Origin of the sequence: Streptomyces sp. NPDC091281 (genome assembly GCF_044757425.1) — a bacterium.
Lineage (GTDB): Bacteria > Actinomycetota > Actinomycetes > Streptomycetales > Streptomycetaceae > Streptomyces.
This window is the reverse complement of sequence record NZ_JBIVUY010000005.1, coordinates 207327-234025: the sequence shown is the minus strand read 5'-3', so window position 1 is coordinate 234025 and position 26699 is coordinate 207327. Positions and strand designations below refer to the sequence as shown.

At 73.9% G+C, this 26699-nt stretch carries 23 protein-coding genes; 14 read left to right on the top strand and 9 right to left on the bottom strand.

Features of this window, described 5'->3' with window-relative positions; translation table 11 throughout:
• Positions 1 to 117 precede the first annotated feature (117 nt).
• Entirely contained in the window at positions 118 to 798 is a 681-nt protein-coding gene (locus ACIQPQ_RS15635; protein ID WP_401303970.1) for a response regulator, read from the bottom strand.
• Positions 795 to 2069, bottom strand: coding sequence for a sensor histidine kinase (locus tag ACIQPQ_RS15630; RefSeq protein WP_401303967.1), 1275 nt, complete (start codon positions 2067 to 2069; stop codon positions 795 to 797). Before ACIQPQ_RS15630 ends, ACIQPQ_RS15635 begins: the two co-directional genes overlap by 4 nt.
• A 438-nt stretch (positions 2070 to 2507) precedes the next feature.
• Between ACIQPQ_RS15630 and ACIQPQ_RS15625 the strand changes: the two genes are divergently transcribed.
• The 3 genes from ACIQPQ_RS15625 (at position 2508) to ACIQPQ_RS15615 (ending at position 5582) form a co-directional block, all read left to right on the top strand.
• Entirely contained in the window at positions 2508 to 3800 is a 1293-nt protein-coding gene (locus tag ACIQPQ_RS15625) for an alpha/beta hydrolase family protein (RefSeq protein WP_401303964.1), read from the top strand.
• A gap of 26 nt (positions 3801 to 3826) precedes the next feature.
• On the top strand, positions 3827 to 5041 hold the full coding sequence (locus ACIQPQ_RS15620; RefSeq protein ID WP_401303961.1) for a helix-turn-helix domain-containing protein: 1215 nt from the start codon (positions 3827 to 3829) through the stop codon (positions 5039 to 5041).
• Positions 5042 to 5165: 124 nt separating this feature from the next.
• A complete protein-coding gene (locus tag ACIQPQ_RS15615; protein WP_401303958.1) occupies positions 5166 to 5582 on the top strand; it encodes an ATP-binding protein in 417 nt (138 codons plus the stop codon).
• Positions 5583 to 5679: 97 nt separating this feature from the next.
• On the opposite strand, the gene ACIQPQ_RS15610 is transcribed toward ACIQPQ_RS15615, so the two are convergent.
• From ACIQPQ_RS15610 to ACIQPQ_RS15600, 3 genes are read right to left on the bottom strand one after another with little or no spacing between them, the layout of a single operon-like run.
• Positions 5680 to 6480 carry a hypothetical protein gene (locus ACIQPQ_RS15610; protein WP_401303955.1) on the bottom strand — a complete coding sequence of 267 codons (801 nt, stop codon included), beginning with the start codon at positions 6478 to 6480 and terminating at the stop codon, positions 5680 to 5682.
• Between the two features lie 56 nt (positions 6481 to 6536).
• A complete protein-coding gene (locus ACIQPQ_RS15605; RefSeq protein WP_401303954.1) occupies positions 6537 to 6968 on the bottom strand; it encodes a hypothetical protein in 432 nt (143 codons plus the stop codon).
• Between the two features lie 26 nt (positions 6969 to 6994).
• Positions 6995 to 8827 carry a hypothetical protein gene (locus ACIQPQ_RS15600; protein WP_401303951.1) on the bottom strand — a complete coding sequence of 611 codons (1833 nt, stop codon included), beginning with the start codon at positions 8825 to 8827 and terminating at the stop codon, positions 6995 to 6997.
• Positions 8828 to 9072: 245 nt separating this feature from the next.
• On the opposite strand from ACIQPQ_RS15600, the gene ACIQPQ_RS15595 reads away from it, so the two are divergent.
• On the top strand, positions 9073 to 9426 hold the full coding sequence (locus ACIQPQ_RS15595; RefSeq protein ID WP_401303950.1) for a VOC family protein: 354 nt from the start codon (positions 9073 to 9075) through the stop codon (positions 9424 to 9426).
• A 165-nt stretch (positions 9427 to 9591) separates the two neighbouring features.
• Here ACIQPQ_RS15595 and ACIQPQ_RS15590 read toward each other — a convergent pair whose 3' ends face one another.
• The gene (locus tag ACIQPQ_RS15590) at positions 9592 to 10497 is read right to left on the bottom strand and encodes an alpha/beta fold hydrolase (protein WP_401303947.1); all 906 of its coding nucleotides are present in this window, start codon (positions 10495 to 10497) and stop codon (positions 9592 to 9594) included.
• A 127-nt stretch (positions 10498 to 10624) separates the two neighbouring features.
• Here ACIQPQ_RS15590 and ACIQPQ_RS15585 point away from each other — a divergent pair, with 127 nt between their 5' ends.
• From ACIQPQ_RS15585 to ACIQPQ_RS15575, 3 genes are all read left to right on the top strand, one after another.
• Positions 10625 to 11515, top strand: coding sequence for a LysR family transcriptional regulator (locus ACIQPQ_RS15585; RefSeq protein WP_401303944.1), 891 nt, complete (start codon positions 10625 to 10627; stop codon positions 11513 to 11515).
• A gap of 157 nt (positions 11516 to 11672) precedes the next feature.
• Positions 11673 to 12728, top strand: coding sequence for a tartrate dehydrogenase (locus tag ACIQPQ_RS15580; RefSeq protein ID WP_401303941.1), 1056 nt, complete (start codon positions 11673 to 11675; stop codon positions 12726 to 12728).
• Positions 12729 to 12973: 245 nt separating this feature from the next.
• Positions 12974 to 14209 carry a M20 family metallopeptidase gene (locus ACIQPQ_RS15575; protein WP_401303939.1) on the top strand — a complete coding sequence of 412 codons (1236 nt, stop codon included), beginning with the start codon at positions 12974 to 12976 and terminating at the stop codon, positions 14207 to 14209.
• A gap of 191 nt (positions 14210 to 14400) precedes the next feature.
• Here ACIQPQ_RS15575 and ACIQPQ_RS15570 read toward each other — a convergent pair whose 3' ends face one another.
• Complete coding sequence (locus ACIQPQ_RS15570) at positions 14401 to 15126, bottom strand: TetR/AcrR family transcriptional regulator (protein ID WP_401303937.1); 726 nt, start codon at positions 15124 to 15126, stop codon at positions 14401 to 14403.
• A gap of 247 nt (positions 15127 to 15373) precedes the next feature.
• Between ACIQPQ_RS15570 and ACIQPQ_RS15565 the strand changes: the two genes are divergently transcribed.
• From ACIQPQ_RS15565 to ACIQPQ_RS15540, 6 genes are all read left to right on the top strand, one after another.
• Positions 15374 to 17086, top strand: a complete 1713-nt coding sequence (locus tag ACIQPQ_RS15565) for a peptide ABC transporter substrate-binding protein (RefSeq protein WP_401303935.1) — start codon at positions 15374 to 15376, stop codon at positions 17084 to 17086.
• Positions 17083 to 18156: an ABC transporter permease gene (locus ACIQPQ_RS15560; RefSeq protein WP_401303932.1), complete on the top strand. Its 1074-nt coding sequence runs from the start codon at positions 17083 to 17085 to the stop codon at positions 18154 to 18156. The genes ACIQPQ_RS15565 and ACIQPQ_RS15560 overlap by 4 nt, the downstream gene beginning before the upstream one ends.
• The gene (locus ACIQPQ_RS15555; protein WP_401303930.1) at positions 18153 to 19091 is read left to right on the top strand and encodes an ABC transporter permease; all 939 of its coding nucleotides are present in this window, start codon (positions 18153 to 18155) and stop codon (positions 19089 to 19091) included. Before ACIQPQ_RS15560 ends, ACIQPQ_RS15555 begins: the two co-directional genes overlap by 4 nt.
• A complete protein-coding gene (locus ACIQPQ_RS15550) occupies positions 19088 to 20263 on the top strand; it encodes an ABC transporter ATP-binding protein (RefSeq protein ID WP_401303927.1) in 1176 nt (391 codons plus the stop codon). The genes ACIQPQ_RS15555 and ACIQPQ_RS15550 overlap by 4 nt, the downstream gene beginning before the upstream one ends.
• Positions 20260 to 21327: an ABC transporter ATP-binding protein gene (locus ACIQPQ_RS15545; protein WP_401303924.1), complete on the top strand. Its 1068-nt coding sequence runs from the start codon at positions 20260 to 20262 to the stop codon at positions 21325 to 21327. Before ACIQPQ_RS15550 ends, ACIQPQ_RS15545 begins: the two co-directional genes overlap by 4 nt.
• Positions 21328 to 21516: 189 nt before the next feature.
• A complete protein-coding gene (locus ACIQPQ_RS15540; protein WP_401303921.1) occupies positions 21517 to 23412 on the top strand; it encodes an alpha/beta hydrolase family protein in 1896 nt (631 codons plus the stop codon).
• A 136-nt stretch (positions 23413 to 23548) separates the two neighbouring features.
• On the opposite strand, the gene ACIQPQ_RS15535 is transcribed toward ACIQPQ_RS15540, so the two are convergent.
• Together ACIQPQ_RS15535 and ACIQPQ_RS15530 are read right to left on the bottom strand one after the other, a co-directional pair.
• A complete protein-coding gene (locus ACIQPQ_RS15535; RefSeq protein WP_401303919.1) occupies positions 23549 to 24061 on the bottom strand; it encodes a Pycsar system effector family protein in 513 nt (170 codons plus the stop codon).
• Positions 24058 to 25119 carry a hypothetical protein gene (locus tag ACIQPQ_RS15530; RefSeq protein ID WP_401303917.1) on the bottom strand — a complete coding sequence of 354 codons (1062 nt, stop codon included), beginning with the start codon at positions 25117 to 25119 and terminating at the stop codon, positions 24058 to 24060. Before ACIQPQ_RS15530 ends, ACIQPQ_RS15535 begins: the two co-directional genes overlap by 4 nt.
• A 283-nt stretch (positions 25120 to 25402) precedes the next feature.
• Between ACIQPQ_RS15530 and ACIQPQ_RS15525 the strand changes: the two genes are divergently transcribed.
• The gene (locus tag ACIQPQ_RS15525) at positions 25403 to 26638 is read left to right on the top strand and encodes an adenylate/guanylate cyclase domain-containing protein (RefSeq protein WP_401303914.1); all 1236 of its coding nucleotides are present in this window, start codon (positions 25403 to 25405) and stop codon (positions 26636 to 26638) included.
• Positions 26639 to 26699: the final 61 nt, after the last annotated feature.

Below are 26699 nucleotides of genomic sequence, written 5' to 3'. Positions count from 1 at the left end.
TCCGAGACCGGCCCTCGATCGTTCTCGGGGGAGAACCGATCGGGGACCGGGGGCCTTGACCGGCAGCGGAATCGATGGCGGTGCCGGTAGCGCGTTCGGCGTCGGCGTCGGTGGGGCTCACGGGGGCCGGACGAGGCGGGTCTCGTAGGCGAAGATGACCGCTTGGACGCGGTCGCGCAGGTCGAGCTTGGCCAGGACGCGGCCGAGGTGGGTCTTGACGGTGGTCTCCGCCAGGTGGAGGACCGCGGCGATCTCCGCGTTGGACCTGCCCAGGGCGATGTGGACGAGCACTTCGCGTTCGCGCGCGGTGAGGCCGTGCAGCCGCTCGTCGCCGTCCGGTGGTCCGCTGGGCGGGAGTTGGTGGGCGAAGGTCTGGAGGAGGCTCCGGGTGACGCGCGGGGCGACCACGGCGTCGCCGACGGCCACGCTGCGGATCGCGGCGAGCAGTTCCTCGGGCCGCGCGTTCTTCAGCAGGAAGCCGGACGCGCCCGCGCGCAGCGCCGCGAAGGCGTACGCGTCCAGATCGAAGGTGGTGAGGATGAGGACGCGGGTGTCCGGGACCTCCTGGACGATCCGGCGGGTCGCCTCGATGCCGTCGGTGCCGGGCATGCGGACGTCCATCAGGACGACGTCCGGCCGCAGGCGGCGCGCCAGCTCCAGCGCTTGGGCGCCGTCCGCGGCCTCGCCGACCGGGTCCATGTCGGGCTCGGCGTCGAGGACCATGCGGAACGCCAGCCGCAGCAGGGACTCGTCGTCGACGAGCAGGACACGGGTCGCACCGCTCGCACCGGTCGTCATACGGCACCGTCCTCGACGGCGCGGACGTCCAGACGGGTCGAGACGCGCCAGCCGCCGCCGGGTGCCGGACCCGCCTCCAGGACACCGCCGTAGGCCGCCGCGCGGGCCCGCATACCGACGATCCCGTGTCCGGACGGCCCGGACGGCCCGGACGGCCCGGACGGCACGGTGGGCGAGGAGGGCGCGGCCGGGGCGGGTACGGCGGCGGGGCCGTCGTCGGTGACGTCGACGGTGACGGCGTACGGGGTGCGGGTCACGCGGACCCGGGCGCCGGTGGCGTGGGGCGCGTGCTTGAGGGTGTTGGTCAGGGCCTCCTGCACCAGGCGGTACACGGTGAGCTGCGCGGCGGCGGGCAGGTCCGCGGGGTCGCCCTCCAGGAGCAGCCGGGTCGGCAGCCCCGCGGCACGCATGTGCTGGGCCAGGGGCTCCAACTGGGCCACGCCGGGGGCGGGATGGCGGTGGGCGTCGGGTTCGTCCGGGCGGAGGACGCCGAGCGTGCGCCGCATGTCGGTCAGGGCCTGGCGGCCGGTCTCCGAGATCCGTTCCATGACCGCGTCACCGGGGGAGCCGCGCCGCGCGTACACCGCGGCGTCGGCGAGCGCGACGATCACGGACAGGTTGTGGGTGACGATGTCGTGCATCTCACGGGTGATGCGGGACCGCTCCTCGGCCGCGGCCAGCCGGGCCTCCTGGAGGTTCGCCCGCTCCAGGTTCAGCGCCCTCTCCCTCAGCTGTGCCACGTACGCCCGCCTGGCGCGCAGCGTGCTGCCGAAAGCCGCGGCGGCGAGCGCGAAGGCGCCCATCGCGGCGGCCGAGGAGACGAACCGGCCCTCGGGCGCCCATCGTGCGGCCGCCAGCAGGACGGCGGTGGCCGTCACGGCGGCGGCCGCCGCCACGCGCCGCCGGTCCCCGTACGCGACGACTGTGTACAGCGCGACCAGCAGCGCGATGTCGGCGGGCAGTTGGACGCCGAGCAGCCACTGCCCGAACGCGACGGCGGCGACGGCGCAGAACACCGTGAACGGCGCCCGGCGTCGCCACACGAGCGGCAGCAGGAGCGCCGCCTGGATGAGCAGACCGCGGGCGCCCTCCATGCGGCCCGGCCCCAGGACCACGCCGAAGAGGACCGCCGCCAGCAGCGCGTCCCCGGCGGTGGGCGGGAGTCCCGCCGCCCACCGCCCCAGGGCGAGCACGGGCGCGCGCAGCGGGACGGCGAGACCGTCGGCGCCGTCCGTCCGCCGCCAGCGTCCGGCAGGTGCCGTCGCCTCCATCACCCGTCCCGTCGTCGAAGCGTCACGGCGGCGTGGTGGAGCCCGCGCCGCCCCACCACGCTAGGTGCTGGACCCCGGCCGGCACGTGAGACCACCGACCGAACCCCGCGCGAAGGCCTGCACCGTGAGGAGGAGCGCCCTCCTCCCCAGGACGGACACGCGCCCGCCCCCGCGCGCCGTTCCACCCGTAGTGCAACGGCCCCTCCTCCTCGCGGAGGAGAAACACCGGACTTCCCGTCCGCGGTCCACGGCCGGATCGTCTCCCGGTCGCTGGTCCGGGCCGTACCGCCGCCGGAAGGCTTGTGGACACCACCAACTCGTGGACACCGCCGACTTGTGGACGCCACCCCGACGAAGAACCGATGAACAGACGAAGCGACGAGTCGATGAAACGACGAGCTGACGAGCCTACGAGCGGACGACCGGAGAAACGGATCGATGACTGCCGACGCCCCAACCCACCGTTCCCCCGCCCAGCGTTCGCGCCCCACCCGCAGGGCCCTCCTCGGCCTTGCGGCGGCCACCGTCACCGGGGCGGTCGCCGGGGCCGGCTGCGGCCGGGCCACGACCCCGCCGGGCCCCGCCCGACGGCCTAGCGCCTCCTCCGGCCGCACGGTGTCACTGCCCGCCCCCGCCGGGAGCCACCCGGTCGGCACGGTGGACCTGCACCTGGTGGACCGGAGCCGTCCGGACCCGCTGGTGCCGTCGAAGCCTTACCGCGAGCTGATGATCAGCCTGTGGTACCCGGCCGTCCGCCGAGGCCGCCACGCCGTCGCCCCGTGGATGTCCCCCCGCGCCGCGGCCGACTGGGACCGGCACTCCGCGCCCACCCTCGGTGTCGACCCGGGCACGGTGGACTGGGCGGGCATCCCCACCCACGCCCGCAGCGCGGCACCGGTCGCCCGCGACGCCGGACAGCTGCCGATCGTCCTCTTCGCCCCCGGCGACGGCGGCACGCGCAGCCTCGGCACCACCCTCGTCGAGGACCTCGCGAGCCGCGGCCACCTCGTCCTCACCGTCGACCACACCTACGAGGCCGACCAGGTCGAGTTCCCGGGCGGCCGCGTCGAGCGGGCCCTGCCCCTCCCCGACGAGCTGACCCCTCAGGTCATCGCCGACCTCCTCGTCGCCCACCAGCGGGCCCGCGTCGCCGACATGACGTACGTCCTCGGCCTGCTCGGCCGCCTCGACCGGGGCGACAGCCCCGCCGCGGACGGCACCCCGCTGCCGGACGGCCTGCGCGGAGCGCTGGACCTCTCCGCGATCGGCCTGCTCGGCCAGTCCCTCGGCGGGTCCGTCGCGGCCCAACTCGCCCACGACGACGAGCGTGTCGGCGCGGCCGTCGACCTCGACGGCGGGCTCTTCGGCACCGTCGCCCGCACCGGCCTCGCCAAGCCGTTCCTGCTCCTCGACCGCGAGGAGCACCACCGGGACAACGAACCCACCTGGACGACGTTCTGGGCGGCCTCCACGGGCTGGAGGCGGGAAGTACGGTTCGCCGACGCGCAGCACGGTTCGTTCAGCGACCTCCAGGCGATCCTGCCCCAACTCGGCGGACACACGGACCCGGCCGTCACCGCCGACCTCATCGGAACGGCCGATCCCCGGCGGTCCGTCACGGCCCAACGGGCGTACGTGGCCGCCTTCTTCGACCTCCACCTGAAGCACCGCCGCACCAGGTACTTCGACGACCCCGGCGCCCGGCCGGAGGGGACGCGGGTCGTCCCGTGAGCGGACGCCCGGCGTACGGTGACAGCGTGGCAAAAGATGAACTGGGGAAGAACCTGCGCCGGTTGCGCCGCCTGGCCTCGCTCACGCAGGAGGAGCTGGCTGAGCGGTCCGGTGTGTCCGTCGACGTGATCCGTCAGCTCGAACAGCGACGGAAGCACTCAGCACGTCTTCCCACGCTGCACTCCCTGGCGAACGGCCTCGGTGTGGAGCTGACCACGCTGCTCGGGGACCCGCCCGCCGTGTCCGCCTCCGGAGAGAACGACGGCCCCCGCTTCGTCGCGGTGAGGCGGGCCATCATGCCCGCGCTGGGAGCGCCGCAACCCGAGGCGCCAGGGCCCGACTTCACGTTGGACGGTCTGCGGGAGCAGATCGCGGACGGGTGGACCCAGTACCACGCGGCCGAGTTCGACACCGTGATGAAGGCGCTCCCCGACCTGATCACCGACGCCCGCGCGGCCACGGCCGCACCCGACGGGGACGACCGCAGGGCCGGGTACGCGGCCCTGGCCAAGGCGCTTCAGCTCGCCGGCCACGTCGCCGTGCGCATGGGCAAGACGGACCTTGCCCTGACGTCCCTGGAGCGGGCCATAGAAGCCGCCGAACAGTCCGCCGACCCGCTGCTCCCGGCCATGATCGTGAACTCGGTCGCCTGGGCCTACCAGCGGCAAGGACGGCTGCACGACGCACTGCACGTGGCCCTGCGGGCCGCCGCGACCGTCAGGGACGCCCAGCACACCGACACCGCCGACGGTCTGAAGGTGTGGGGCGCCCTCACCATGAGCGCCGCCACGTCGGCCGCCCGCAGCGGCGACTACGAACGGGCCGCCGAACTCATGGGCGGCGCGGAGAGCCAGGCCGCCCGCGTGTCGAAGCTCCCGGCGGGAAGCGACAGCCGCATGGTCAGCGTCTTCAGCCCGTCCTCGGTGCGCATCGAACGGGTGCGTCTCGCCGTCCAGTACGGCCACCCGGAGGACGCGCTGACGCTCGCCAAGGGCATGCGGCTCAGCAAGGACACCCCACCGTCGTGGCGTACGTGGCTGCTCCTGGACGTGGCGCGCGCGCACACGGACCTCGGGGACGCGGCGGCAGCCGTCAAGACGCTGGAGTCGCTGCGCCGCGTGGCGCCCACCTGGTTGCAGCACCACACCCTGGCCGTGGCCATCGTCCGCGACCTCTGGTCCCTCCCTCACCACCCGCCCGGCCTGCGGCCGTTGGCGGAGTTCCTGGGCGTGTGCGAATAGCGTCGTGAGACTAGGACGTTCCGTCCCTGTGACTGAGCGTGGCGAGTCGATTGCATAGATCGCACGACGTCCCGGCGACCGCTCCCGGTCCGGGGGCCCGCCGATCTGAAGGAAGCAGGCCGACATGCCGCACCCCTTAACCCGGTCCCGCCGGACCGGGCACCCCGGCTACAGCCAGACCCTGCCGCGCGAACCCGCCAGTGTGTGTGCCGCGCGGCGGCTCGTGCGGGGTGCTCTGGTCGGCTGGGGGCTGGAGGAACTGGCCGACGACGGGGCGCTGATCGTCTCCGAGCTGGTGGCGAACGCCGTCCTGCACGCGCGGCGGGACTCCGTCCGGGTCAGTGTCGACCGGCCCGCCGCCCGCCGGGTGCGCGTCGCCGTCGTCGACTTCTCCCCGCGGCCCCCCGTCGCCACGGACCCGGGTCCGTGGGACGAGGGCGGGCGCGGCCTCACGCTCGTCGCCGCCCTCGCCGCGGACTGGGGCACCGAACCGCTGCCGTGGGGCAAGCGGGTGTGGGCCGAGGTGGCGGGGCGCGCGTGACCCGGTACGAGAACCGCCGTCGCAGTGCGGCGCGCGCTCATCTGTCCCAGTTGATCGAGATGTTCGGCGCGGACGGACGGCTGCACGTGGCGACCGCCTACGACGTCGACCCCGGTGCCGCGCACTCGGTGGCGGGCGGGCAGAACCAGGCGCGGGCCGTGTCCAGGAGGGCGCGTTCGTCGTCCGTGCCGTCGGACTCCGAACCGTAGGCGATGACCGCGTAGTTGTTGCCGTCGGCGGCCGTGAAGCGGAGGTCGATGGCGTGGTAGCCCGAGGTGGTCGTGGGTTCGCCGTTGAGTTCGTCGGCGGTGTACTCGTGCTCGGCCGCCTCGCCGCCGTCGGGGTTCGCCACGTAGTCCAGGCCGATCTTCCGGTACCCGTCGAGGCGGCTCCCCGCCTTCTGCGCCTCCTCCACCGACGCGTACGGGGAGGACTCCATGACCTGGAAGACCTGCACGCGGGAGACGTCGTCGGGGCCCCGGTACTCGACGATGTCGATGCCGTACTGCGAGCTGGTGCTGTCGCGGGTCCAGTCCTCCGGGACCGCGATGCGGAACCCCTCCGTGTCGATGAGGACCTCGAATCCGGCGGGCGGGGTCGCCGACGGGGAGGGGTCGGTCTCCGGGTCCGTGCCGTCGGAGGGGGGCGCGCCGTCGTCCGGGGTGTCCGGTGTGCCCGAGGCGACCGGGGCCTCCTCCGCCGGGGGGCGATACGGCTTCGGCTCGTCCTTCCAGCCGAGCGCCCACGTGCCGAAGGCCACCCCGCACACCGCCAGGACGATCGCCGTGCGCTGGAGCACGATCCGCTGGCGGCGCAGGTCGAGCGACCGCTCGGCGTCGAAGAGGCGCTCGCGGTGCGAGTCGGCCCACTCCTGCCGCTCGGTGTCGAACACTCTCATCGTCAACCTCCTTGGGGGAGCGGGGTGTTGTGCGTGGTCACGGTCGGCGGGGCCGGTCAGCCCAGGAGTTGGGCCGCGCCCTGGATCACGGCGGTCGCCGAGGCCATCGCGCCGACCGCCGCTCCCTGGGAGGCGAGCCAGGTCCGTACGCCGCCGAGCAGCCGGGTGAGGCGGCCGGTGTCCGCCGTGCCCGAACCCGCGATCTCGGCCTCGGCGTCGGCGAGTTCACCGTCGAGGGCCGCGTCGTCGGCGCTGCGGTCCGCCGCCGGGGGCAGCGCCTCACGCAACACCCTTACCGCGCGCAGCAGTTCGGTGTAGCGGGGGTCCGCCGCGGTGCCCGTCGTGTTGTAGGAGGTCGCCGTGCCGTGGCGGCCCGTGGCGATGGAACCGCCGGACATGTTGCCGATGGTCACGCCTCCGCCGTCCCGGCTGTCGGGCACCTCCTCGGGGGTGCTGGGGTCGCGCGGGTGCTGTCCGTCGGTGCTCATGTCGTTGTCCCCCTGGGGTGGTTGGCTCACGGAGTGTCCGGGTCGACGTCGTCGGGAAGGGTGGGAGCCGGGTCGGGCGGCGGCGGTGGCGCGGTGTGGTGGGTGGCGCTGCCGTGGCTGCCCGTGGCGACGGCGCCGCCGGACATGTCCTTGATGAACACGCTGCCCCCGCTGAGGTGGTAGACGTGCTGCTCGAACTCCTCCGTGCGGTAGCCGTGGCTCTTGAGGGCCTCGCGGACGCCGTTGACGATGCGTTCCTGGATCGTCTTCACATAGCGGGAGGCGTCCATCCGCTGGAACCCCGACAGGCCGTCGGTGCTGACGAGTTCACGGAGCGACACCCTCGGCACGTCCGGCTGGTCGGTGCGGTCGGACCAGCCGACGGTGACGGCGTCGCGCGCGGTGGCGAAACCGCCGATGCCCGCGTCGACCCCGATCGCCGGGCCGTCCCGCAGGGCGCGTACGGCGCCCTTGCCCCAGCTCTCCGGCAGCCGCTCCACGAACCGGTCCACCGCGCGGAAGTCCTTGCGGATCGGGCCCAGCATGAAGGGCAGCACCTCCAGGAAGAGCATCCTGCCCTGGGTGTGCACCCGGACCAGCACCGTCACCACGACCTGCTCGTGCCAGGCGCCGACCCGCACCCGCAGGAACACCCGGCGGCCCTCGCCGCCCTCGTCGACCGCCTCACGCCGGTGCGCGAGGACCTGCGCGGGGTCGTACACGGGCAGGCCGCGCCGGGAGGCGTCGCCGCGCGGCGTGGCGGCCGGGTCCGCGGTCCCGCCGACCTCCAGCCGCTCGTCCCGCGCGACACCGCCCGGGAGGAACACGAAACGGTCCGTCTCCAGGTCCCGCAGCCGGTCCTTGCCGGTCAGCGCGACGGACTCGCGCAGCCCCGTCAGCTGCGGCTCGATCATGTCGAGGGCGGCGTCGGCGGTCAGCGGCCCGGCACCGCCCTGCTTCGGCACCCCGCGCCCCGCACCGGCCTTGCCCTCCTCGCCAGGGCGTCTGCGCAGCTCCATCACGAACGACCAGGGCGTCCCCTGCTCACCGAGCCCGACGAACGGGCTGTCGGGGTCGTAGAGGGTGAGCGAGGCCTCCTGCTCCCGGCGGATGTCGTCGCGGAGCGTCTCGTACAGCGGGCCGCCGGGCAGGTCCGGCTGCGGGGTGCCGCGGAACGTCCAGCGGGCCAGCGAGTGGCACACCTGCCTGCGCTGCCACGTCTGGTACCACCACACGACCAGCGCCATGGCGAGCGGGAAGATCAGCGGGTACGGGGTCTGCACGTCGCCGCCGAGGACCCCGGTGACGTAGCGGACCCAGTAGAAGAGGGCGAGGGCCCAGGCGCCGAAGGAGACCAGGGAGCCGGCCCGGTCGGCGGCCTTGGCGACGGGGTCGGGAAGGCCCACTGCACGGGCCGCCCTGCCGCCCCCGCGCGACCGGTGGGCGAACCACAGGGCCAGGCAGACCAGCGCGTACAGGAACGACCACGGGATCGGCATGCCGCCGGTGAGGCGGTCGTCGCCCTCGGAGAAGGCGGTCAGCACCATGTCGAAGTCGATGTCCGCGTCGGGGCCCGCGCGGTCGGACAGGCTGTCCCAGAACATGATCACGTCGGAGGCGAAGAAGCCCGCCCACACCCCGAGCAGCATCAGCGCGGCCCGCGCCTCCTGGCGGGTCACCCGTAACGCGTGCGAGAGGACCGGCAGGACGTCGATCCCGTTCGGCGGCGCCACGGGCCGCTCCCGGTGGTCGACCAGCTCCTCCACGACCCGCCGCCGGAACGCCGCGTCCTGGTACACCCCCGCGCACAGCAGCCGGGTGGACTCCGTACCGCTGTAGCGGTGGTCCGGAAGGTTCACGCCAGACACGCATCTCCCCCTGAGGTCCGTCGTCCGCCCCGCCCGCGCACGCCGACGGGCCCCTTGAGGGGCGACCGGCACGGCGGCGGGCGAAGAGACGCAAAACATACTGCCGGGGTGCGCGGGCGGGGACCGGACCGCCACAAGTTCCGCCGATGGAGTGAAAACCGATGCCCCCGTGGCGCGATATCGCCCCTGTGGTCCCCGAGTCGTGTGCCGCCCCCACCCGGTGGCACGCTGGGACCATGGAACGTGTGGAGGGAATCGGCGGGTACTTCCTGCGGGCGGCCGACCCGGTGGCGCTGAGCGCCTGGTACCGCGACCGGCTGGGGCTCGACGCCGACGAGCACGGGCTGTGGCGGCCCACGGCCGGGCCGACCGTGTTCGCCGCGTTCGAGGCCGGGACCGACTACTTCGGCTCCCGCACCCAGCAGACCATGCTCAACTTCCGGGTCCGCGACCTCGACGCCATGCTCGCCCAACTCCGCGCCGCGGGCGCCGACGTGGCCGAGGAGACGCAGGACATGGCCGGGGTCGGCCGGTTCGGCTGGGTCACCGACCCCGAGGGCAACCGCGTCGAACTGTGGCAGCCCGCCTGAGCGTCGTCTCCCCGCGGCCATCCGCGGCCGTCCGCAGCCGTCCTCGGCCGTCCGGGGGCGCCGCTGCCGCGCGCCCGGCAGGCATCGGCGCGCCGGGCACGCTCAGCGGGAGCGGGAGCCGGGCAGGCTCAGCGGGGGCCGGGCAGGCTCAGCGGGCTGGCAGGCTCAGCGGGCCGCCGTACCGCCGCCGAGGAACTCCCGCAGGAGGGCCGTCGTCCGGTCGGGCGCCTCCTCGGGGAGGTAGTGGTCGCAGTCCAGGGCCTCGCCCCGGACGTCGTCGGCGTAGCCGCGCCACGCGGAGAGCACGTCGTAGTGGCGGCCGACGAAGCTGTGCCCGCCCCACAGGGCGAGGACCGGACAGGCCACCCGCCGCCCGGCCGCCGCGTCGGCGTCGTCGTGGACCAGGTCGACCGTGGCCGCCGCCCGGTAGTCCTCGCAGGACGCGTGGATCGCCGCCGGGTCGGAGAAGCAGCGGACGTACTCGGCCATCGCCGCCGGACTGAACGGCGTCCCGCCGTGGTGCCGGGCCTCCATCCGGGCGCGGATCCAGAACTCGGGGTCCCCGCCGATCAGGCGCTCGGGGATGCCGTTGCCCGCCGCCAGGAAGAACCAGTGGTAGTAGCCGGTGCCGAACGCGGCGTCCGCGTGCCGGTAGGCATGGCGGGTCGGGACGATGTCCAGCACCGCCAGCGCCGACACCGCCTCCGGATGATCCAGCGCCAGCCGGTGCCCGACCCGGCCGCCCCGGTCGTGGCCGACCACCGCGAACCGGTCGAACCCGAGGGCCCGCATCACCGCGAGCTGGTCGCCCGCCATCGCCCGCTTGGCGTACGGGCCGTGCCCCGCGTCCGACGGCGGCTTGTCGCTGTCCCCGTAACCCCGCAGGTCGGTCAGGACCACCGTGTGCGTCTCGGCCAGCCGCGGCGCGACGAGGTGCCAGATCGCGTGCGTCTGCGGATAACCGTGCAGCAGCAGCACCGGCGGACCCTCCCCGGCCGTGCGGACGTTGATGCGCACGCCGTCGGCGTCGACACGGCCGCGGGTGAACCCTTCGGGCAGAAGTCCGTTCATGCCGCGATCCCAGCAGGCCGCCCCCGCGCCCGTCCAAGACCTCTTGGTGACAATCTAGATAGGCGGCACCTATCAGTGGTGCCGCGCGGGTCCCGCCGGCCACCGGCGGCCCAGGGGAAGGGGTGCGGTGGACGTCCGGCAGCTGGAGTACTTCCTCGCCGTCGTGGACCACGGCGGCTTCAACCGCGCCGCGAGCGCCCTCTACCTCTCCCAGCCGTCCCTCTCCCAGTCCATCCGCTCCCTGGAGCGCGACCTCGGCAGCGACCTCTTCCACCGCATCGGGCGCCGCGCCGTCCTCACCGACGCGGGCACCGCCCTCATCGAACCCGCGCGCGCCGCCGTACGGAGCCTCGAACTGGCCCGCGCGAGCGTCGAGTCGGTGCACGGGCTGCGCGGCGGGCGGGTGGAGATCGCGACCATGCCCTCCCAGTCGATCGAACCGCTGACCGGCCTGGTCCGCCGCTTCACCGCGGCCCACCCCGCCGTGTCGGTCACCCTGCGGGCCGCCTTCACGCCCGAGGACGTCACCCGCATGGTCCGCACCGGCGTCTGCGAACTCGGCCTCCTCGCCGCACCCGCCCCCGTCTCCCACCACCTGCTCCGCGTCCACCCCCTGCGCGGACAGCGCTTCGTCCTGCTCACCCCGCCCGACGGCCCCTTCCCGGCCGGGGTCCCCGTCCGGCGCGAGCAGCTCGCCGGGCACCGGCTGGTCGTCGGCCAGCGCGGCACCGGCATGCGCACGTACGTCGACACGCTGCGCGCCGAGGGCGTCGGCCTCACCGTCGCCGTCGAGACCGAGCACCGGACCGCGATCCTGCCGCTCGTGCTGGGCGGCGTCGGCCTGGCCGTCGTCACCGAGGCCTGGCGCGACCTCGCGGAACGGGCGGGCGCCCGCGTCCTCGACCTGGAACCCCGCACCCTCCTGCACGTCGCCCTCGTCAGCCGCCCCGCCGCGCTCACCCCGGCGGCCCGCGCCTTCCTCGACGCCGTACCGGAGGACGCCGCACCGCACTCGTAGACCGGCGCGCGTGGACCGGCGCGCGTGGACCGGTGCTCGCGGACCCGCGCCCGTGGACCCGTGCTCGTGGGCCCGCGCCACAGATAGGCCCGGCCTATAAGACGTATGAACAGAAGGACTTGGACGCGGGCCGCGTGCCGTTGCTGGAATCCGGGGCATGAAGAACCATCGCATCGCCCTCGTCCCCGGCGACGGCATCGGCACCGAGGTCCTCCCGGCGGCCCGCCGCGTCCTCGACCGCGTCGCCCCCCGGCACGGCATCGGGCTCGCCTACGACTCCTTCGACTGGTCCTGCGAGCGCTACCTCGCCGAGGGCGCGATGATGCCCGCCGACGGCCTCGACACCCTGCGCGCCTACGACGCCATCCTGCTCGGCGCGGTCGGCTACCCCGGCGTGCCCGACCACGTCTCCCTGTGGGGCCTGCTCATCCCCATCCGGCGCACGTTCCAGCAGTACGTCAACCTGCGGCCGATCCGTGTCTTCGACGGCGTCCCGAGTCCGCTGCGCGACGCGGCGGCGGGCGCGGTCGACTTCGCGATCGTCCGGGAGAACGTCGAGGGCGAGTACAGCGAGATCGGCGGACGCCTCAACCGGGGGCTGCCGGAGGAGATGGCGGTCCAGGAGGCCGTCTTCACCCGCAAGGGCGTGGACCGCGTCGTCGACTACGCCTTCGGGCTCGCCGCCTCGCGGAGGGGCGTGCTCACCTCGGCCACCAAGTCCAACGGCATCGTCCACACCATGCCGTTCTGGGACGAGCGGGTCGCCGAGCTGGCCGCCCGGCACCCCGGCGTGCGCTGGGACCAGGAACACATCGACGCGCTCGCCGCCAAGCTCGTCCTCGCCCCCGACCGCTTCGACGTCGTCGTCGCCTCCAACCTCTTCGGCGACATCCTCAGCGACCTCGCCGCCGCGCTCGCCGGGAGCATCGGGATCGCCCCGGCGGCCAACCTCAACCCCGAGGGCGCGTTCCCGTCCATGTTCGAGCCGGTCCACGGCTCCGCGCCCGACATCGCCGGGCGGGGGATCGCCAACCCGCTGGGCGCCATCTGGTCCGCCGCGATGATGCTGGAGCACCTGGGGCACGCGGAGGCCGCCGACCGGATCACCGGGGCGATCGCGGCCGTCCTCGCCGAGACGCGCGTCCGCACCCCTGACCTGGGCGGCACCGCCACCACCGACGAGTTCACCGAGGCGCTGCTCGCCTTTCTGTGAGGCGCGGGTGCGGGGGCGCGGGGACACCTGGCGGCGGTCGGGGGAGACGGGGCGGTGGGCCGCACGCGGCGGGGCGGTGGGCCGGGCGCGGCCGGGGCATGGCCATGTCTGTAGTCAATGCCATAGACTAAAAGCGTGAGGCGCGCTTCCCGGGGAGGGCTCCGTCCGAGCGGACCGCGACCCCGCCCAGCTCCCTCCCGCGGGGCACCGCCTCGCCCCCAGGCCCCCCGCGCGAAGGATGTGCTGTGAATCCAGGCACCGGACAGACCCCGGCCGTCGGACAGACCCCGGCCGTCGGACAGAACCCGGCCACCGGACAGACCCCAGGCCCCCGCCGGAACGCGACCGCCGGTCGCCCCCTCGGCTCCGGACAGCCGCCCGAGCGGTTCCTCACCCGCCTGCGCCGGCTCGTCGGCATCGAGACCCCCACCGGCCACTCGCCGGGACTGCACGCGACGTACGACCTGCTGGCGGAGTGGTCCGAGGACCTGCTCGGCACGCTCCACTACGAGGTCTGCGACGGCGTGCCGCACCTCTACCGCGAGGAGCGGGAGCCGTCCGGCGTCCCGCCGGTCCTGCTTCTCGGGCACGCCGACACGGTGTGGCCGCTCGGCACCCTCGCGGGCTGGCCCTTCGCCGTGGACGGCGACCGGATCACCGGGCCCGGGGTGTTCGACATGAAGTCCGGCCTCGTCCTCGGCCTGGAGGCGCTCGAAGCCCTCGGGGTCGCGGGCCACGGCACCGGGCACGTCCGGCTGCTCGTGACCGGCGACGAGGAGCGCGGCTCGCTCACCTCACGCGCCCTGATCGAGGAGGTGGCCCGCGACTGCGCCGCCGTGCTCGTGCTGGAGCCGAGCCTGGACGGGGCGGTGAAGACCGCGCGCAAGGGCGGCGCCATGTTCGAGGTCACGGTGAAGGGGCGCGCCGCCCACGCGGGCCTGGAGCCCGAGCGCGGGGTGAACGCCCTGGTCGAGCTCTCCCACCAGGTGCTGGCCATCGACGCCCTGGGCGACCCCGACCGGGGGACCACGGTCACCCCGACGGTCAGCAGGTCCGGGAGCACCAGGAACACCATCCCGGAGAACGCGACGGTCGAGATCGACGTACGGGCCTGGCACCGCGACGAGCTGGTGCGGGTGGAGAAGGACCTGCGGACGCTGCGGTCCCGCACGCGCGGCTCCCGGCTCGAACTCGCGGGCGGCATCAACCGCTTCCCCCTCGAACACCGTATGTCCGCCGACCTGCTCGACCTGGCGCGGACCCTCGCGCGGGCGGAGGGGCTGGCGCCGGTGACGGAGGCCCGCGTGGGCGGCGCGTCCGACGGCAACTTCACCGCGGCCCTCGGCATCCCCACCCTCGACGGCCTCGGTCCGGGCGGCGGCGCCGCGCACGGCCGCGGCGAGTGGGTGGACGCGGCCTCCGTCCCGGAACGGATCGCGCTGGTCGCCGCGCTGATCCGCGCCCACGGCGGCCCGGCGTAGCCGTGCCCGGCGGCGAGCGGCGGGCCGGCCGTCCCCGGACCGGCGGCGCGTGGGTGCCCGTCCGGGGGACGGCGGGTGCCCCGCCGCGGGCCGTGCGCCCGCCGCCGTACGACCGGAACCGGCCACCCGCGTACGTACGGCAGCCGTGCCCCGGCCTGACGCGCCCCGGCTCGGCCCTCACGCGCCCCGGCTCAGGGGGTCCGTGCGGACAGGGCCGCCACGCGGGTCTCGACGGCGTCGAGGAGCATCTCCACGGCCTGGTCGAAGACGTGCGGGTCGCCGATGGAGGTCAGGTGGTCGCTCATCGAGGCGATCCGCGGATACGCCTCGGGGGAGAGGCTGCGGTACTCGACCTCCCAGGCCAGCGCGTCCCCGCGGCGCGTCTCCGCGTCCAGGGCGTGCAGGCCCGACTCCATGCTCGACAGGGCCCGGATGACGTTGCCGAAGACCCGCATCGTCGACGTGGCCTCCTCCGGCGGCAGCCCGGCCCGGATCAGCGCGTCGAGCGCGAACTCCACGTTGCGGAACTCCGCGGGGCGGCGCGTCGTGCGCGCCGCCATCTGGAGCGCGAACTGCGGATAGCGCAGGTAGTGGTCGTGGATGTGCCGGGCCAGGACGCGCATGTCCTCGCGCCAGGAGTCGGTGGCCTGCAACTGGTCGCCGTAGGAACGCGAGCGCAGGCTGTCGATGAGTTCGAGGACCAGCTCGTCCTTGTCGCGGAAGTGCCGGTAGATCGAGGTCGGGTGCGCCGCCAGCTCCTTGCCCAGGGCCTGGAAGGTCAGACCGTCGAGACCGTCCCGTACGGCGATGGTCTCCGCTGCCGCCAGGATCGACTCCCGGCTCAGGCTGTGACGGGCCCGCCGCCCCGGCCCCGGCTTCTTCGCCGTCGAGCGCTTCCCGTCCTGGCTCGTGCTCATCAAGGCCCTCTCTCCGTCCGGCGGGACAATGGAACCCCCGGGCGGGTCCCGTCGGTGCTCCGGTGGCTCCCGGCGCGTCCCCTGCTGGAACGACCAGCTGGAACGACTCTGCCCGAACCGCGACTCACGAAGCAAGTCATCGCCATTGACTATATGATTGTCGATACCTCTTGCTATGGCTGGTTCTGCTCCCTACGATGAGGCCGCATCGCGCCCAACAGGGCCGTGTGAAGGGAAGGTGATGGCGATGGACCAGCAGAGAAGCGGCCGCACGCGGACATCCGTGAGGCCCCGGAGGGCCACCGCCGCAGCCGCCCTGTCGTTGGGGGTCGTGCTCGCGGGATGCACGACCTCGGGCGGCGGGCAGGCCGGCACCACGACGAACCCCGTGGTGCCGGTCAAGGAGGGCGGGAGCCTGGTCATCGGCGCCGAGCAGGAACCGGACTGCGCCGACTGGATCTCCGTGTGCAGCGGCTCCATCTGGGGCGACTACCTGATGCGGACGACCACGATCCCGAAGGTGTTCGACGTCCGGCGCTCGGGCGACACCTGGGCGCCGGCCGCCTCCTCCCTGATGGCCGCGGAACCCACGACCACCACGTCCGGCGGGAAGCAGCGGATCACGTACCGCATCGCGCCCGACGCCGTCTGGTCCGACGGGAAGCCGATCACCTCGGCCGACCTCAAGTACACCGCGCTGGAGATCCGCGACGGCAAGGACGTCCTGGACAAGACCGGCTACGACAAGATCGCCACGATCGACACCCCCGACGCGAAGACCGCCGTGGTCACCCTCAAGGAGAACTACGGCGGCTGGCGCACCCTCTTCAGCTCCGCCTACGGCGTCCTGCCCGAGCACCTGCTCAAGGGCAAGAACCGCAACGCGCTCATGAAGGACGGCTACTCCTTCAGCGGCGGCCCCTGGAAGATCCAGTCCTGGAAGAAGGGCACCTCCGTCACCCTCGTCCCCAACGACCGCTACTGGGGCGAGAAGCCGAAGCTGGACAAGGTCACCTTCCAGTTCACCACCGACACCGCGGCCGCCTTCCAGGCCTTCAAGAGCGGCCAGCTCGACTCGCTCTACCCGACGCCCCAGCTCGACGTGGTCGAACAGCTCAACCAGACCGCCTCGGGCGCCCGGCGCCAGATCGACGCCGAGACCGGCAACCTGGAGGCGATCTGGATGAACAACGAGAAGTTCCCCTTCGACTCCGTCGACGTCCGCCGCGCCGTCGCCTACGCCATCGACCGCCCCGCCATCGTCCAGAAGCTCTACGGCTCCCTCGGCGTCGACAAGCCCGCGCAGAGCTTCCTGACCCCGATCCTCTCCGCCTACGCGGGCACCGACTTCTCCCGCTACACCCAGGACCTCAAGGCCGTCGACAAGGCAATGAAGGCCGACGGCTGGGCCAAGGGCGGCGACGGCATCTGGGCCAAGGACGGCCGCCGCGCCGAGTTCAGCATCGTCTCCCTCGCCGGGAACAAGCGGCGCGAACTCACCGAGCAGATCCTCCAGACCCAGCTCAAGCAGGCCGGGTTCCGGATGACCATCAAGAACACCACCCCGGCCGACCTGTTCGGCAAGAAGGCACCCGCCGGGGACTTCCAGATGGGGCTGTGGACCCTCGTCGACACCTTCCCCGACCCGGCGCTGAGCAGCAGCTTCAGCAGCACCTCCATCCCCACCGAGGCCAACGACCGCTCCGGCATCAACTTCGTCCGCTCCCGGATCGACGGACTCGACCCGCTGCTCGCCACCGTCGACCGCGAGACCGACGTGAAGAAGCGCGTCGAGGCCTCCCGCCAGGCGGACAAGATCCTCGCCGACGCCGTGCCCGCGATCCCGATCGGCACCGTCCCCAACATCCTCCTGTGGAGCGACCGCGTCGGCGGCCCCCTCGCCAACAACCCGAGCGAGGGCCCCTGGTGGAACCTCGCCGAATGGGGGCTGGCGAAGTGACCGCGGCACTGGGCGCCGCCCCCGCGCCCGAGGCACCCGGGGGCCGCGATCCGGCGGAGTCCACCGCCCGCGGTCGCGGCCGGGCGGGCCGCTCCCGGCAGATGCTCCGCTACGCGGGCCGCCGCCTGGCGTACTCCGTGCCGGTGGTCCTCGTCGCCTCGTTCGTCTTCTTCTGGGCGGTCCGCTCCACCTTCGACCCGCTGACCAAGCTGCGCCAGGCCCGCGACCCGGGCGTCCTCGCCCGGGAGACCGCCCGCCTCGGCCTCGACCGGCCGGTCGTCGAGCAGTACCTCCTGTGGATGAAGGCCTTCGTCACCGGCGACTGGGGCGTCAGCACCCGTACGGGCGACCGCGCCGAGGGCATGATCGGCTCCGCCCTCGGCACCACCCTCCAACTCGTCGTCTGGGCCGTCCTGTTCGCGGTGATCGTCGCCCTGCTGATCGGCACCTACTCCGCGGCCCGCCAGTACTCGGCGGGCGACCACCTCCTCACCGGACTCTCCTACCTGGGCGTGGCCATGCCCGCCTTCTGGCTCGGCCTCATGCTCATCCAGGTGTTCGCGGTCTGGCCGCGCGAACAGTTCGGACTCGGCCAGCCCCCGCTGTACTTCGTCGGCCTGCACTCACCCGGCGCGAGCGGGATCAACGCCGACTACTTCCGGCATCTGGTCCTGCCCGTCATGACCCTCACCATCGGCCTGATCGCCAGCTGGTCCCGCTTCAGCCGGGCCTCCATGCTCGAAGCCCTGCACAGCGACTACGTCCGCACCGCCCGCGCCAAGGGCGTGCCCCCGCGCCGGATCTTCTTCCGGCACGCGCTGCGCAACTCCCTCGCGCCGTTCGTCACCGTCGTCGCCGCCGACACGGCCCTGCTCATCGGCGGCCTCGTCGTCACCGAGCAGATCTTCGCCATCTCGGGCATGGGCCGCCTCTTCCTGGACTCCCTGCTCGCCGGGGACGTCTACGTGCTCCTGCCGTGGATGCTGATCGTGGCGCTCGCGATGGTCCTGTTCAACCTGGCCGCCGACCTCGGATACGCGCTGCTCGACCCGAGAGTGACCCTGCGATGACCCTGCCCACCCCGCACCCCGCGTCCCACCCGCCCCCCGAGTCCCCGCTCCCGCCGGGGTCCCCGGCCCCGCCCGCGCCGCCCGCCGACAAGAGCCGACGGCGGATCGTCACCGAACGGTTCCTGCGCCACCGGCTGGCCGTGATCGGCCTGGTCGTCCTGCTCGGCCTCATGGTCTGCTGCTACGGCGCCGACTGGGTCGCCCCGCACCCGCGCAACGCCCAGGACATCCTCACCGGCGCCCTGCCGCCCTCGGGGGAGCACTGGCTCGGCACCGACGACCTCGGCCGCGACTACCTCACCGAACTCCTCTTCGCGGGCCAGATCTCCCTCACCGTCGGCCTCGGCGTCGCCTTCCTGTCCACCGCCGTCGGCACCCTCGTCGGCGCGGTCTCCGGACTCCTCGGCGGCTGGATCGACGAACTGATCATGCGGATCACCGACCTCTTCCTGGTCGTGCCCGCCATCGCGCTGCTGGCCCTCGCCATGCAGACGCTCAGCCCCTCGCCGCTGACGATGGTGCTCGTCCTCGCCGGCCTCGGCTGGACCGTGATCGCCCGCGTCGTGCGCTCCCAGGTCATCAGCCTCCGCGAGAAGGAGTTCGTGCAGGCCGCGCAGGTCCTCGGCGCCTCCCGCACCCAGATCGTCCTGCGCCACCTGCTGCCCAACCTGACCGGCGTGATCATCGTCAACGCCTCCCTCGCGGTCGCCGCCGCGATCATCCTGGAGTCCACCCTCAGCTTCCTCGGCTTCGGCATCCAGCCGCCCCAGTCCAGCTGGGGCAACCTCCTCAACCAGGCCGCCGGACTCGTCGGCACGCCCAAGGACTACCTGCTGTACGCGCCCGGCGTGGCCATCCTCCTGACCGTCCTCGCGGTCAACTTCCTCGGCGACGGACTCCGCGACGCCTTCGACCAGCAGAGCAGGCAGTCATGACCTCCCTCACCCCGTACTCCTCGGGTCCTACGGGTCCCACGGGCCCCACCGGCCCGTCGGGCACCCCCGGCACCGGCACCGGGCCGGGCACCGGCACCGAGACGCCGGACTCCGCCGACGCCCTGCTCTCCGTCCGTGACCTGACGGTCGAGTACCGCACCGACTCCGGTCACGCCGCCGCCGTCGAACGGCTCTCGTTCGACGTCCGCGAGGGGGAGACCCTCGCCCTCGTCGGCGAGTCCGGCTCCGGCAAGAGCGCGGCGGCCATGGCCCTCATGGGCCTGCTCCCGCCGTCCGCGCGCGTCGGCGGCTCGCTCCGGCTGCGCGGCCGGGAACTCATCGGCCTGCCCGAGCGGGAGCTGCGCGCGGTGCGGGGGCGCCGTATCGGCATCATCTTCCAGGACGCCCTGGCCGCGCTGAACCCGATGATGACCGTCGGCGACCAGATCACCGAGGCCGTCGCCGTCCACGACCCCTGCCTCGGCCGCGACGCCCTCACCGAGCGCGCCGCCGACCTGCTCGCCCTCGTCGGCATCCCCGCGCCCCGCGCCCGGCTGCACGCCTACCCGCACGAGTTCTCCGGCGGCATGCGCCAGCGCGTCATGATCGCCATCGGCATGGCCAACGAACCCGACCTGCTCATCGCCGACGAACCCACCACCGCCCTCGACGTCACCGTGCAGGCGCAGATCCTCGACGTCCTGCGGCACGTCCAGGAACGCACCGGCACCGCGATCCTGCTCATCACCCACGACCTCGGCGTCGTCGCGGGCGTCGCCGACCGCGTCCTCGTCATGTACGGCGGCCGCGATCTGGAGTGCGGCGACGCCGAGTCGGTCTTCTACCGGCCCGCCCACCCCTACACCCGCGCCCTCCTGGACGCCCTGCCGCGCATCGACCGGCGCGTCCCCCGGCTCACCCAGATCCCCGGCCGCCCCGACCCGCCCGGCCGCAGGCCGCGAGGGTGTCCGTTCCAGCCGCGCTGCGCGCACGCCGTACCCGAGGTCTGCGCCGCCGAGCCCGCCGCCCCGCTCCCGCTGACCGACCTGCACACCACCGCCTGCGTCCGCACCCACGAGATCGCGCCCGCCCCCGCACGGGACACCGCGCCCGCCGCGCAGGGGCCGGCCGCCGGGGACCGGGCCGCCGAGAGCGAAGGGGACCCCCGATGAGGACGAGGACCAAACCCGCCCCGGCCGCCGCACCCGACCGGGACGTCACCGACGCGTCCGGCCCGGACGCGCCCGCCGTGCACGTCGAGGACCTGGTCGCCGAGTACCGCACCGGCCGCCGTACCGGCGCGGGCACCACCGCCGTCCAGGCCGTGTCCGGGGTCGACCTCGCCATCGGCCGGGGCCGCACCCTCGGCCTGGTGGGGGAGACCGGCTGCGGCAAGAGCACCCTCGGCCGCTGCCTGGTCCGCCTCGTCCAGCCGGTCGGCGGCCGGGCCCTCGTCGGCGGCCTCGACGTGACCCGCGCCAAGGGCGACGACATCGCCCGGCTGCGCAAGCGCATCCAGCTCGTCTTCCAGGACCCCTACTCCTCGCTCGACCCCCGGATGACGGTCGAACAGATCCTGGTGGAGCCGCTGCGCATCCACCGCCTGCACCGCGACCGGCGGGCCGAACGGGTCCGTGAACTCCTCGCCCAGGTCGGCCTCGACCCCGACCACGCCCGCCGCTACCCGAGCCAGTTCTCCGGCGGGCAGCGCCAGCGCATCGGGATCGCCCGCGCCCTCGCCGTCGAACCGGACGTCCTCGTCCTCGACGAGCCGGTCAGCGCCCTCGACGTCAGCGTGCAGGCGGGCGTCATCAACCTCCTCCAGGACCTCCAGCGCGACCTGGGCCTCACCTACCTGTTCATCGCGCACGACCTGTCGGTGGTCCGCCAGATCAGCGACGACGTCGCCGTGATGTACCTCGGCCGCATCGCCGAGAGCGGCCCCGCCGACACGCTGTACGACGCCCCGCAGCACCCCTACACCCAGGCGCTGCTGTCGGCGGTCCCGATCCCCGACCCGCGCGCCGAACGCGCCCGCCGCCGCATCGTCCTCCAGGGCGACGCGCCCAGCCCGCAGAACCCGCCCTCCGGCTGCCGGTTCCGCACCCGCTGCTGGAAGGCCCAGGACGTCTGCGCCAGCGAGACACCCGCCCTGAGGGCCACCGCCGAAGGGCACCGGGTCGCCTGCCACTTCCCCGAGCCCGCGACCCCGGTAGGCGGCCCACCGTCCCCCTGAACCCCGCACACCCCTACCCCTACGACCCCTACCCCCACCCCTACGACCCGTAGCCCTACGACCTGCAGCCCTCAACCCCGACCCGCGTCCGCACGCGTACCCGTACGACCCGTACGACCCCGTGCGACCCGTACGGCGTTCGCGGGTCGCGGGCCCCGTACGACCTCCACCCCCAGAAGGAGTCCGGCAGTGACCAGCGACTGGCAGCGGTTCTTCGACGCCCGGCAGTGCGTCTCCTCCCGGCGGGGACGCGGCACCGGAGACGACCTCGAACTCCTCGCCCACGACGGCCCCGACGGCGCCTACCTGACCGTCTGGGACGTCGCCCGGGACACCGAGCGGCCCGTCGAGGGCGCCTACGGCGACGCCCGCAACGCGGTGCTGTCCGCCGACGGCCGCGCCGTCCTCAACCTCCTCGACGACAACGGCTCCGAGATGGGCCACCTGTGGTCCCTCCCGGTCGACGGCACCCCCGGCACCGACCTCACGCCCGACCTCCCGCCGTACACCCTGCGGGGCATCGACGTGGCCCGCACCGGCGCCCGCGCCGTGGTGTCCGCGGTCGCCGAGGACGGGTTCACGCTCTGGCTGATCGCCACCGACGGGACCGCCCCGCCCCGCCGCCTGTTCCACTCCACGGCCGAGGCCTGGAACTCCCGGATCTCCGCCGACCGCCGCTGGGCGAGCGTCGACACCACCGACCACAACCCCGGCCTGCGCCGCTTCGCCGCGACCGTCCTCGACACCACCGCCGACAGCCCCGCCGACACCGCCCGCACCTTCTCCGACGGACCCGAGGCGCCCGTCCGCGGCATCCGCTTCTCACCCGTGACCGGCGACGACCGGCTCCTCGTCTCCACCGAGCGCACCGGCCACCAGCGCCCCTGCGTCTGGTCCTTCACCGACGGCACCCGCACCGACCTCGACGCCGACCACCTCGACGGCGACATCGTGCCGCTCGACTGGTCCGACGACGCCTCCCACGTTCTGCTGGTCCACGTCGACCACGGCGTGCACCGTGTCCTGGAGTGGGAACCCGGCAACGGGAGGCTGCACGCCGTCGACCACCCCGCGGGCGCCTTCTTCGAGGCCGACATCGCCGACGCCCACCCCGACTACTGGGCCTCCCACTACGGCGCCGACGGCCTGCCCCGCCTGCTCCACCAGCGCTTCGACCTCCCCCTCACCGTCCTGCGCGCGGACCGCGCCACCGGCACCGTCACCCCCGTACGGACCCCGGCGCTGCGCCCGGCCGGGGTCGCCCTCACCTCGTACACCGTCCGCTCCGTCGACGGCACCCCCGTCCAGCTGTGGGCGGGCCGCCCGCCGGGCACGGACGGGCCCGCGCCGACCCTGCTCAGCGTCCACGGCGGCCCCCAGCTCGTCACCGTCGACCGCTACACCCCCGAGGCACAGGCCTGGCTCGCGGAGGGCTTCGCCTACGCCGCCGTCAACTACCGCGGCTCACAGACCTTCGGCCGCCGCTTCCGCGAGGGGTTCTGGCACTCGATCGGCGACCGCGAGCTGGAGGACATCGAGGCGTCGGTGCGCTGGCTCGTCCACGAGGGCATCGCCGACCCCGACCGCATCCTCATCTCCGGCGCCTCCTACGGCGGTTACCTCTCCCTGCTCTCCCTCGGCCGCCTGCCCGACCTCTTCGCCGGAGCGCTCGCCTTCGTGCCCATGGCGGACTGGAGCGCCGCCTACGCCGACATGAACCCCGCGCTGCGCAGCGCCTGGCGCGCCTTCTTCCACGCGGGCCCCGACGACGACCCCGAGGCCTTCCGACGCGCCTCCCCGATCACCTACGTCGACCAGGTCCGCGCCCCCGTCTGGATCTCCACCGGCACCCACGACACCCGGACCCCGCCCCGCCAGGTCCACCTCTACGCGCAGGCCCTGGAGAAGGCGGGCGGCGACGTCACCGTGGAATGGTTCAGCGGCGGCCACGAGACCAGCAGCCGCACCGCCGAACTCGCCGACCAGCAGCGCATGCTGGACCTCGCCGCCAGGGCGGTCCGCGGCGAACCCTGGTCCGAGGGACCGGTGACGGCGCCTCCGGCGGGGGCGATCGGGTACGCGTGACGCTTCAGGGGGCTCGGGAGAGTCGACGGCTGACGGCTGACGGCTGACGTGGGGCGGGCGGGGCGCGAGGCGTGGCCTGCGGCGCCCGCCTCGCGTCCCGCCTCCGGGTCACCCCTCTCCGCCCTTTCCGCCAGGGTCACCCCCTGCTCAGCAGCGCGACGGACAGGGCCACGGCCGTCAGGGGCAGAACCGCGATCATCAGGTCGACCGCCCACCTGATGAGCCGGTACTTCCGCCACACGATGCCGCTCAGCTCGACCAGGGTGCGGCACGCCTCCTCGTCCACGGACAGCTCCCGCGCCAGCCGGTCGGGCGCCGAGGCGTAGCGGTGCCAGGTCGCGAAGTACCGCTGCCCCACGTCACCCCTGCCCAGCACCGGCCGCAGCACGAGCAGCAGCAGCTCCGCCACCGCGCACACCCCGGCCAGCGCCGCCACGCAGAGCCAGCGGGCCGGTCCGTGCAGCGGGGCCGCCACGGCGGACGCGGCGGCGACCGAGAACGCGGTGAAGCCGATGCCCACAACGGTGAGGAGCGCGGCCGACTTGGTGTCGGCCCGCGCGTTCTCCTGCCGGGTCGTCTCGATCAGCGCGTCCAACTGGGCCGGTGTCACCGGTACCGCGCGCACCCGGCGCCGGGTCGTGGTGCTCATGCCGCCTCCTCCCGTCGGGTCAGGTCCAGCACCAGGCGCTTCGCCAGGCGGCGCAGCGCGAGGTCGTCGTCACGGGTCGCCGACCAGGCCGCCGGGCGGGGGCCGTCCCCGAGCCAGTCCTCGACGGCGGCGCGCAGGGCGGCACCGGCCCCGGCTCCGGCGGCGGTCCGGGCCAGCAGGTCCCGCAGGACGACGGCCGCACCGGCGTCCAGCCCGTCGTCCCGCTCTCCGTCGTCCCGTGCCCCGCCGCCGTGGACCGGCCCGGCGGCGTCGTCCGGCGGCACGGGGAGGCTGCCGCCCCGGTTGGCCAGCGGCAGCACCAGGCAGTCGTACAGCCACCCGCTTCCCGCGACCCGCCGCACCACCGTCAGGCAGCTCTCGACGTCGGCCCGCAGCTCCTCCCGCGCCGCCCGGCTCCCCGGCACCCGGTCGCCGCCGTCCCACAGGTTCTTGCGGCAGGTGAGCGCGTCCAGCGGCCAGCTCCCCGAACCGGCACCGGGGGACGCCACCCAGCCGAGGAGGAAGCGGAATACGTCGGCCGACCACGGGTCTTCGTACGACCTCACGATCCGGCCGACGGTGCCGTCCCGTCGCTGCGGCCGGGCCACCCCGCCCCGCGCCACCCGGCCCTGGCGGTTCACCTCCGCGAGCCGGGTGCGCGCGGCGCTGGTGAGGTAGGCGTACGCGGCCTCGGGCAGCGGACCGTCCGTGCGGAACCGGGCGTGGGCCGCCGCGTGGGCCGGGATCCACACCTCCATGAAGAGGTCCACGCAGCCGACGTTCTCGCACACCGCGTACTCGTGGGCGGCCGGGTCCGGCTGCCCGAACGGGGCGGTGCGACGGCACGGCCCCGACCGGCAGGCCTCGTGCAGCATCCGGCGCGCCGGGCGGGTCACGGCCCAGGCGATGCGGGCGCTGCGCGGCAGGCAGGTGCCGGGAGAGGTGCAGAACGGCGCCGGCGTGCGCGGCGCGGCGTGAACCGCGCGGACGACGAGGGGAGTTGAGGGAGCGGCGAAGGCGGTGGAGGAGGAAGTGACGGAGTGCGGTGCATGCGTCATGACACGGTCCCTGGGACGTGGGTGACCCACAGCGTGGGATCGACCCGTGGGGTCGACGTGTCCTGCGCAGAGCACAGTGGGGGCGCAATGCCCGGCCGCACCGAGGCGGTCCGGCCAGTATGACGAGCCGTCACCGGAGGGTCAACGGTGCGTCCCGGGCGCGCTGTTCGAACGGCCTGTCCGTTAGGAGGGGACGGAGGCCGACCGGACCTCGCTCCGCTCCGCACCGCACCGCATCACATCGCACATCGCGTCGATCGCATCGAACCGAAGGGTGACAGTCATGGCCGCTCAGCTTCGTGAGGCGTTCGCCGACCCCCAGTCCCGGGAGGCGCGCACCGTTCTCTTCATCGACCAGGTCGGCTCGACCGCCATGAAGGAGCAGCAGCCGGAGGCCGGTTGGCTGCCCGCGCTCGGCTGGCTCTACGACACGGTCACCGCGCTCGCCGTACGGGCCGACCCCGGCGCGGAGATCAAGTACCTCGGCGACGGCATCATGATCACGTTCGACAGCGACCGGGCGACCGACGCCGTCAACGTGGCCGTGTCCGTGCAGGAGGCCGTCCACGACGCCAACCAGGGCCGCACGGGAGCCAAGGGCGCCATCGACTTCACGTGCAGCATCGGCGTCAGCACCGGCTCGGTCGTCGCGTTCACCACACCGACCGGCGGCCACGACTACGTCGGCACCGTGGTCGACAAGGCCAAGCGCCTGTGCGACGCCGCCTCCCCGAAGGCCGTCTTCGTCGACCGGGCCACGGCGTCCGCCGCCAACGTCATGAAGATCGCCAGCCGTCTCGGACTCGCGCTCGGCCGAACCCCCGAGCAGTACCAGGGGGACGTGCAACGGGCCCCGCTGAAGGGCTTCGACCAGCCCGTCGAGTACTACGAGATCCTCTGGGACCAGCAGTTGTACGGGCTCAAGTCCGAGGCGGTGACCCGCAACACCGACCGCATGCGCCAGGCCCCGGCCGCACCTCCCGGCACGACCCGGCTCCCCGTCGAACGGCACGCGGGACCGCGCCCACCGGCCCAGGGCCCCCACCGGCCGGTCCAGGACCGCCGCAAGGCCCCGCTGGAGGAACGGCTCTCGGGGGAGGTGACCTGCTGGAAGCCCGACGCGGGCTTCGGGTTCGTGCGCGCGGCCCGCTCCGGCGAGGACTTCTACTTCCGCACCGACCACGTCGTCTACCCGGAGGACGCCCGCGAGTCGCTGCGCGTCGGCAGCCCCGTCGTGTTCGTGGCGACCGGACGGGTGGACGGCGAGCGCAACCGGCACGCCGTGGGCCTCCTCCTCGTCGACCACTACGCGGAGGGCACCCTCAAGCTGCCCGAGGGCAAGGCCCACGGCTGGCTGCGCGTCCAGGACCCCCTCGGCAACAGCCACCACGTCTTCACGCCCCGCTCGGCGGTCCAGCGGTTTCCGTCGGGCGCGCTGCTGAGCTTCAAGGTCGCGGCGAACGAGAAGGGCGGGCTGGCCGAGGAGATCGAGGAACCGGGAGAGGAGGAGGCGGCCTGAACTGAGCACGCCGGACAGTCCGGGAGCGGAGTCACGACGACGAACTCCGCTCCCGGGCCGC

What these genes read in the sequence shown, in the direction of transcription:
- ACIQPQ_RS15635 (WP_401303970.1), bottom strand. Translation starts at nt 798, where the DNA reads ATGACGACCGGTGCGAGCGGTGCGACCCGTGTCCTGCTCGTCGACGAC.
- ACIQPQ_RS15630 (WP_401303967.1), bottom strand. Translation starts at nt 2,069, where the DNA reads ATGGAGGCGACGGCACCTGCCGGACGCTGGCGGCGGACGGACGGCGCC.
- ACIQPQ_RS15625 (WP_401303964.1), top strand. Translation starts at nt 2,508, where the DNA reads ATGACTGCCGACGCCCCAACCCACCGTTCCCCCGCCCAGCGTTCGCGC.
- ACIQPQ_RS15615 (WP_401303958.1), top strand. Translation starts at nt 5,166, where the DNA reads ATGCCGCACCCCTTAACCCGGTCCCGCCGGACCGGGCACCCCGGCTAC.
- ACIQPQ_RS15610 (WP_401303955.1), bottom strand. Translation starts at nt 6,480, where the DNA reads ATGAGAGTGTTCGACACCGAGCGGCAGGAGTGGGCCGACTCGCACCGC.
- ACIQPQ_RS15605 (WP_401303954.1), bottom strand. Translation starts at nt 6,968, where the DNA reads ATGAGCACCGACGGACAGCACCCGCGCGACCCCAGCACCCCCGAGGAG.
- ACIQPQ_RS15595 (WP_401303950.1), top strand. Translation starts at nt 9,073, where the DNA reads ATGGAACGTGTGGAGGGAATCGGCGGGTACTTCCTGCGGGCGGCCGAC.
- ACIQPQ_RS15590 (WP_401303947.1), bottom strand. Translation starts at nt 10,497, where the DNA reads ATGAACGGACTTCTGCCCGAAGGGTTCACCCGCGGCCGTGTCGACGCC.
- ACIQPQ_RS15580 (WP_401303941.1), top strand. Translation starts at nt 11,673, where the DNA reads ATGAAGAACCATCGCATCGCCCTCGTCCCCGGCGACGGCATCGGCACC.
- ACIQPQ_RS15570 (WP_401303937.1), bottom strand. Translation starts at nt 15,126, where the DNA reads ATGAGCACGAGCCAGGACGGGAAGCGCTCGACGGCGAAGAAGCCGGGG.
- ACIQPQ_RS15565 (WP_401303935.1), top strand. Translation starts at nt 15,374, where the DNA reads ATGGACCAGCAGAGAAGCGGCCGCACGCGGACATCCGTGAGGCCCCGG.
- ACIQPQ_RS15555 (WP_401303930.1), top strand. Translation starts at nt 18,153, where the DNA reads ATGACCCTGCCCACCCCGCACCCCGCGTCCCACCCGCCCCCCGAGTCC.
- ACIQPQ_RS15550 (WP_401303927.1), top strand. Translation starts at nt 19,088, where the DNA reads ATGACCTCCCTCACCCCGTACTCCTCGGGTCCTACGGGTCCCACGGGC.
- ACIQPQ_RS15545 (WP_401303924.1), top strand. Translation starts at nt 20,260, where the DNA reads ATGAGGACGAGGACCAAACCCGCCCCGGCCGCCGCACCCGACCGGGAC.
- ACIQPQ_RS15535 (WP_401303919.1), bottom strand. Translation starts at nt 24,061, where the DNA reads ATGAGCACCACGACCCGGCGCCGGGTGCGCGCGGTACCGGTGACACCG.
- ACIQPQ_RS15530 (WP_401303917.1), bottom strand. Translation starts at nt 25,119, where the DNA reads ATGACGCATGCACCGCACTCCGTCACTTCCTCCTCCACCGCCTTCGCC.
- ACIQPQ_RS15525 (WP_401303914.1), top strand. Translation starts at nt 25,403, where the DNA reads ATGGCCGCTCAGCTTCGTGAGGCGTTCGCCGACCCCCAGTCCCGGGAG.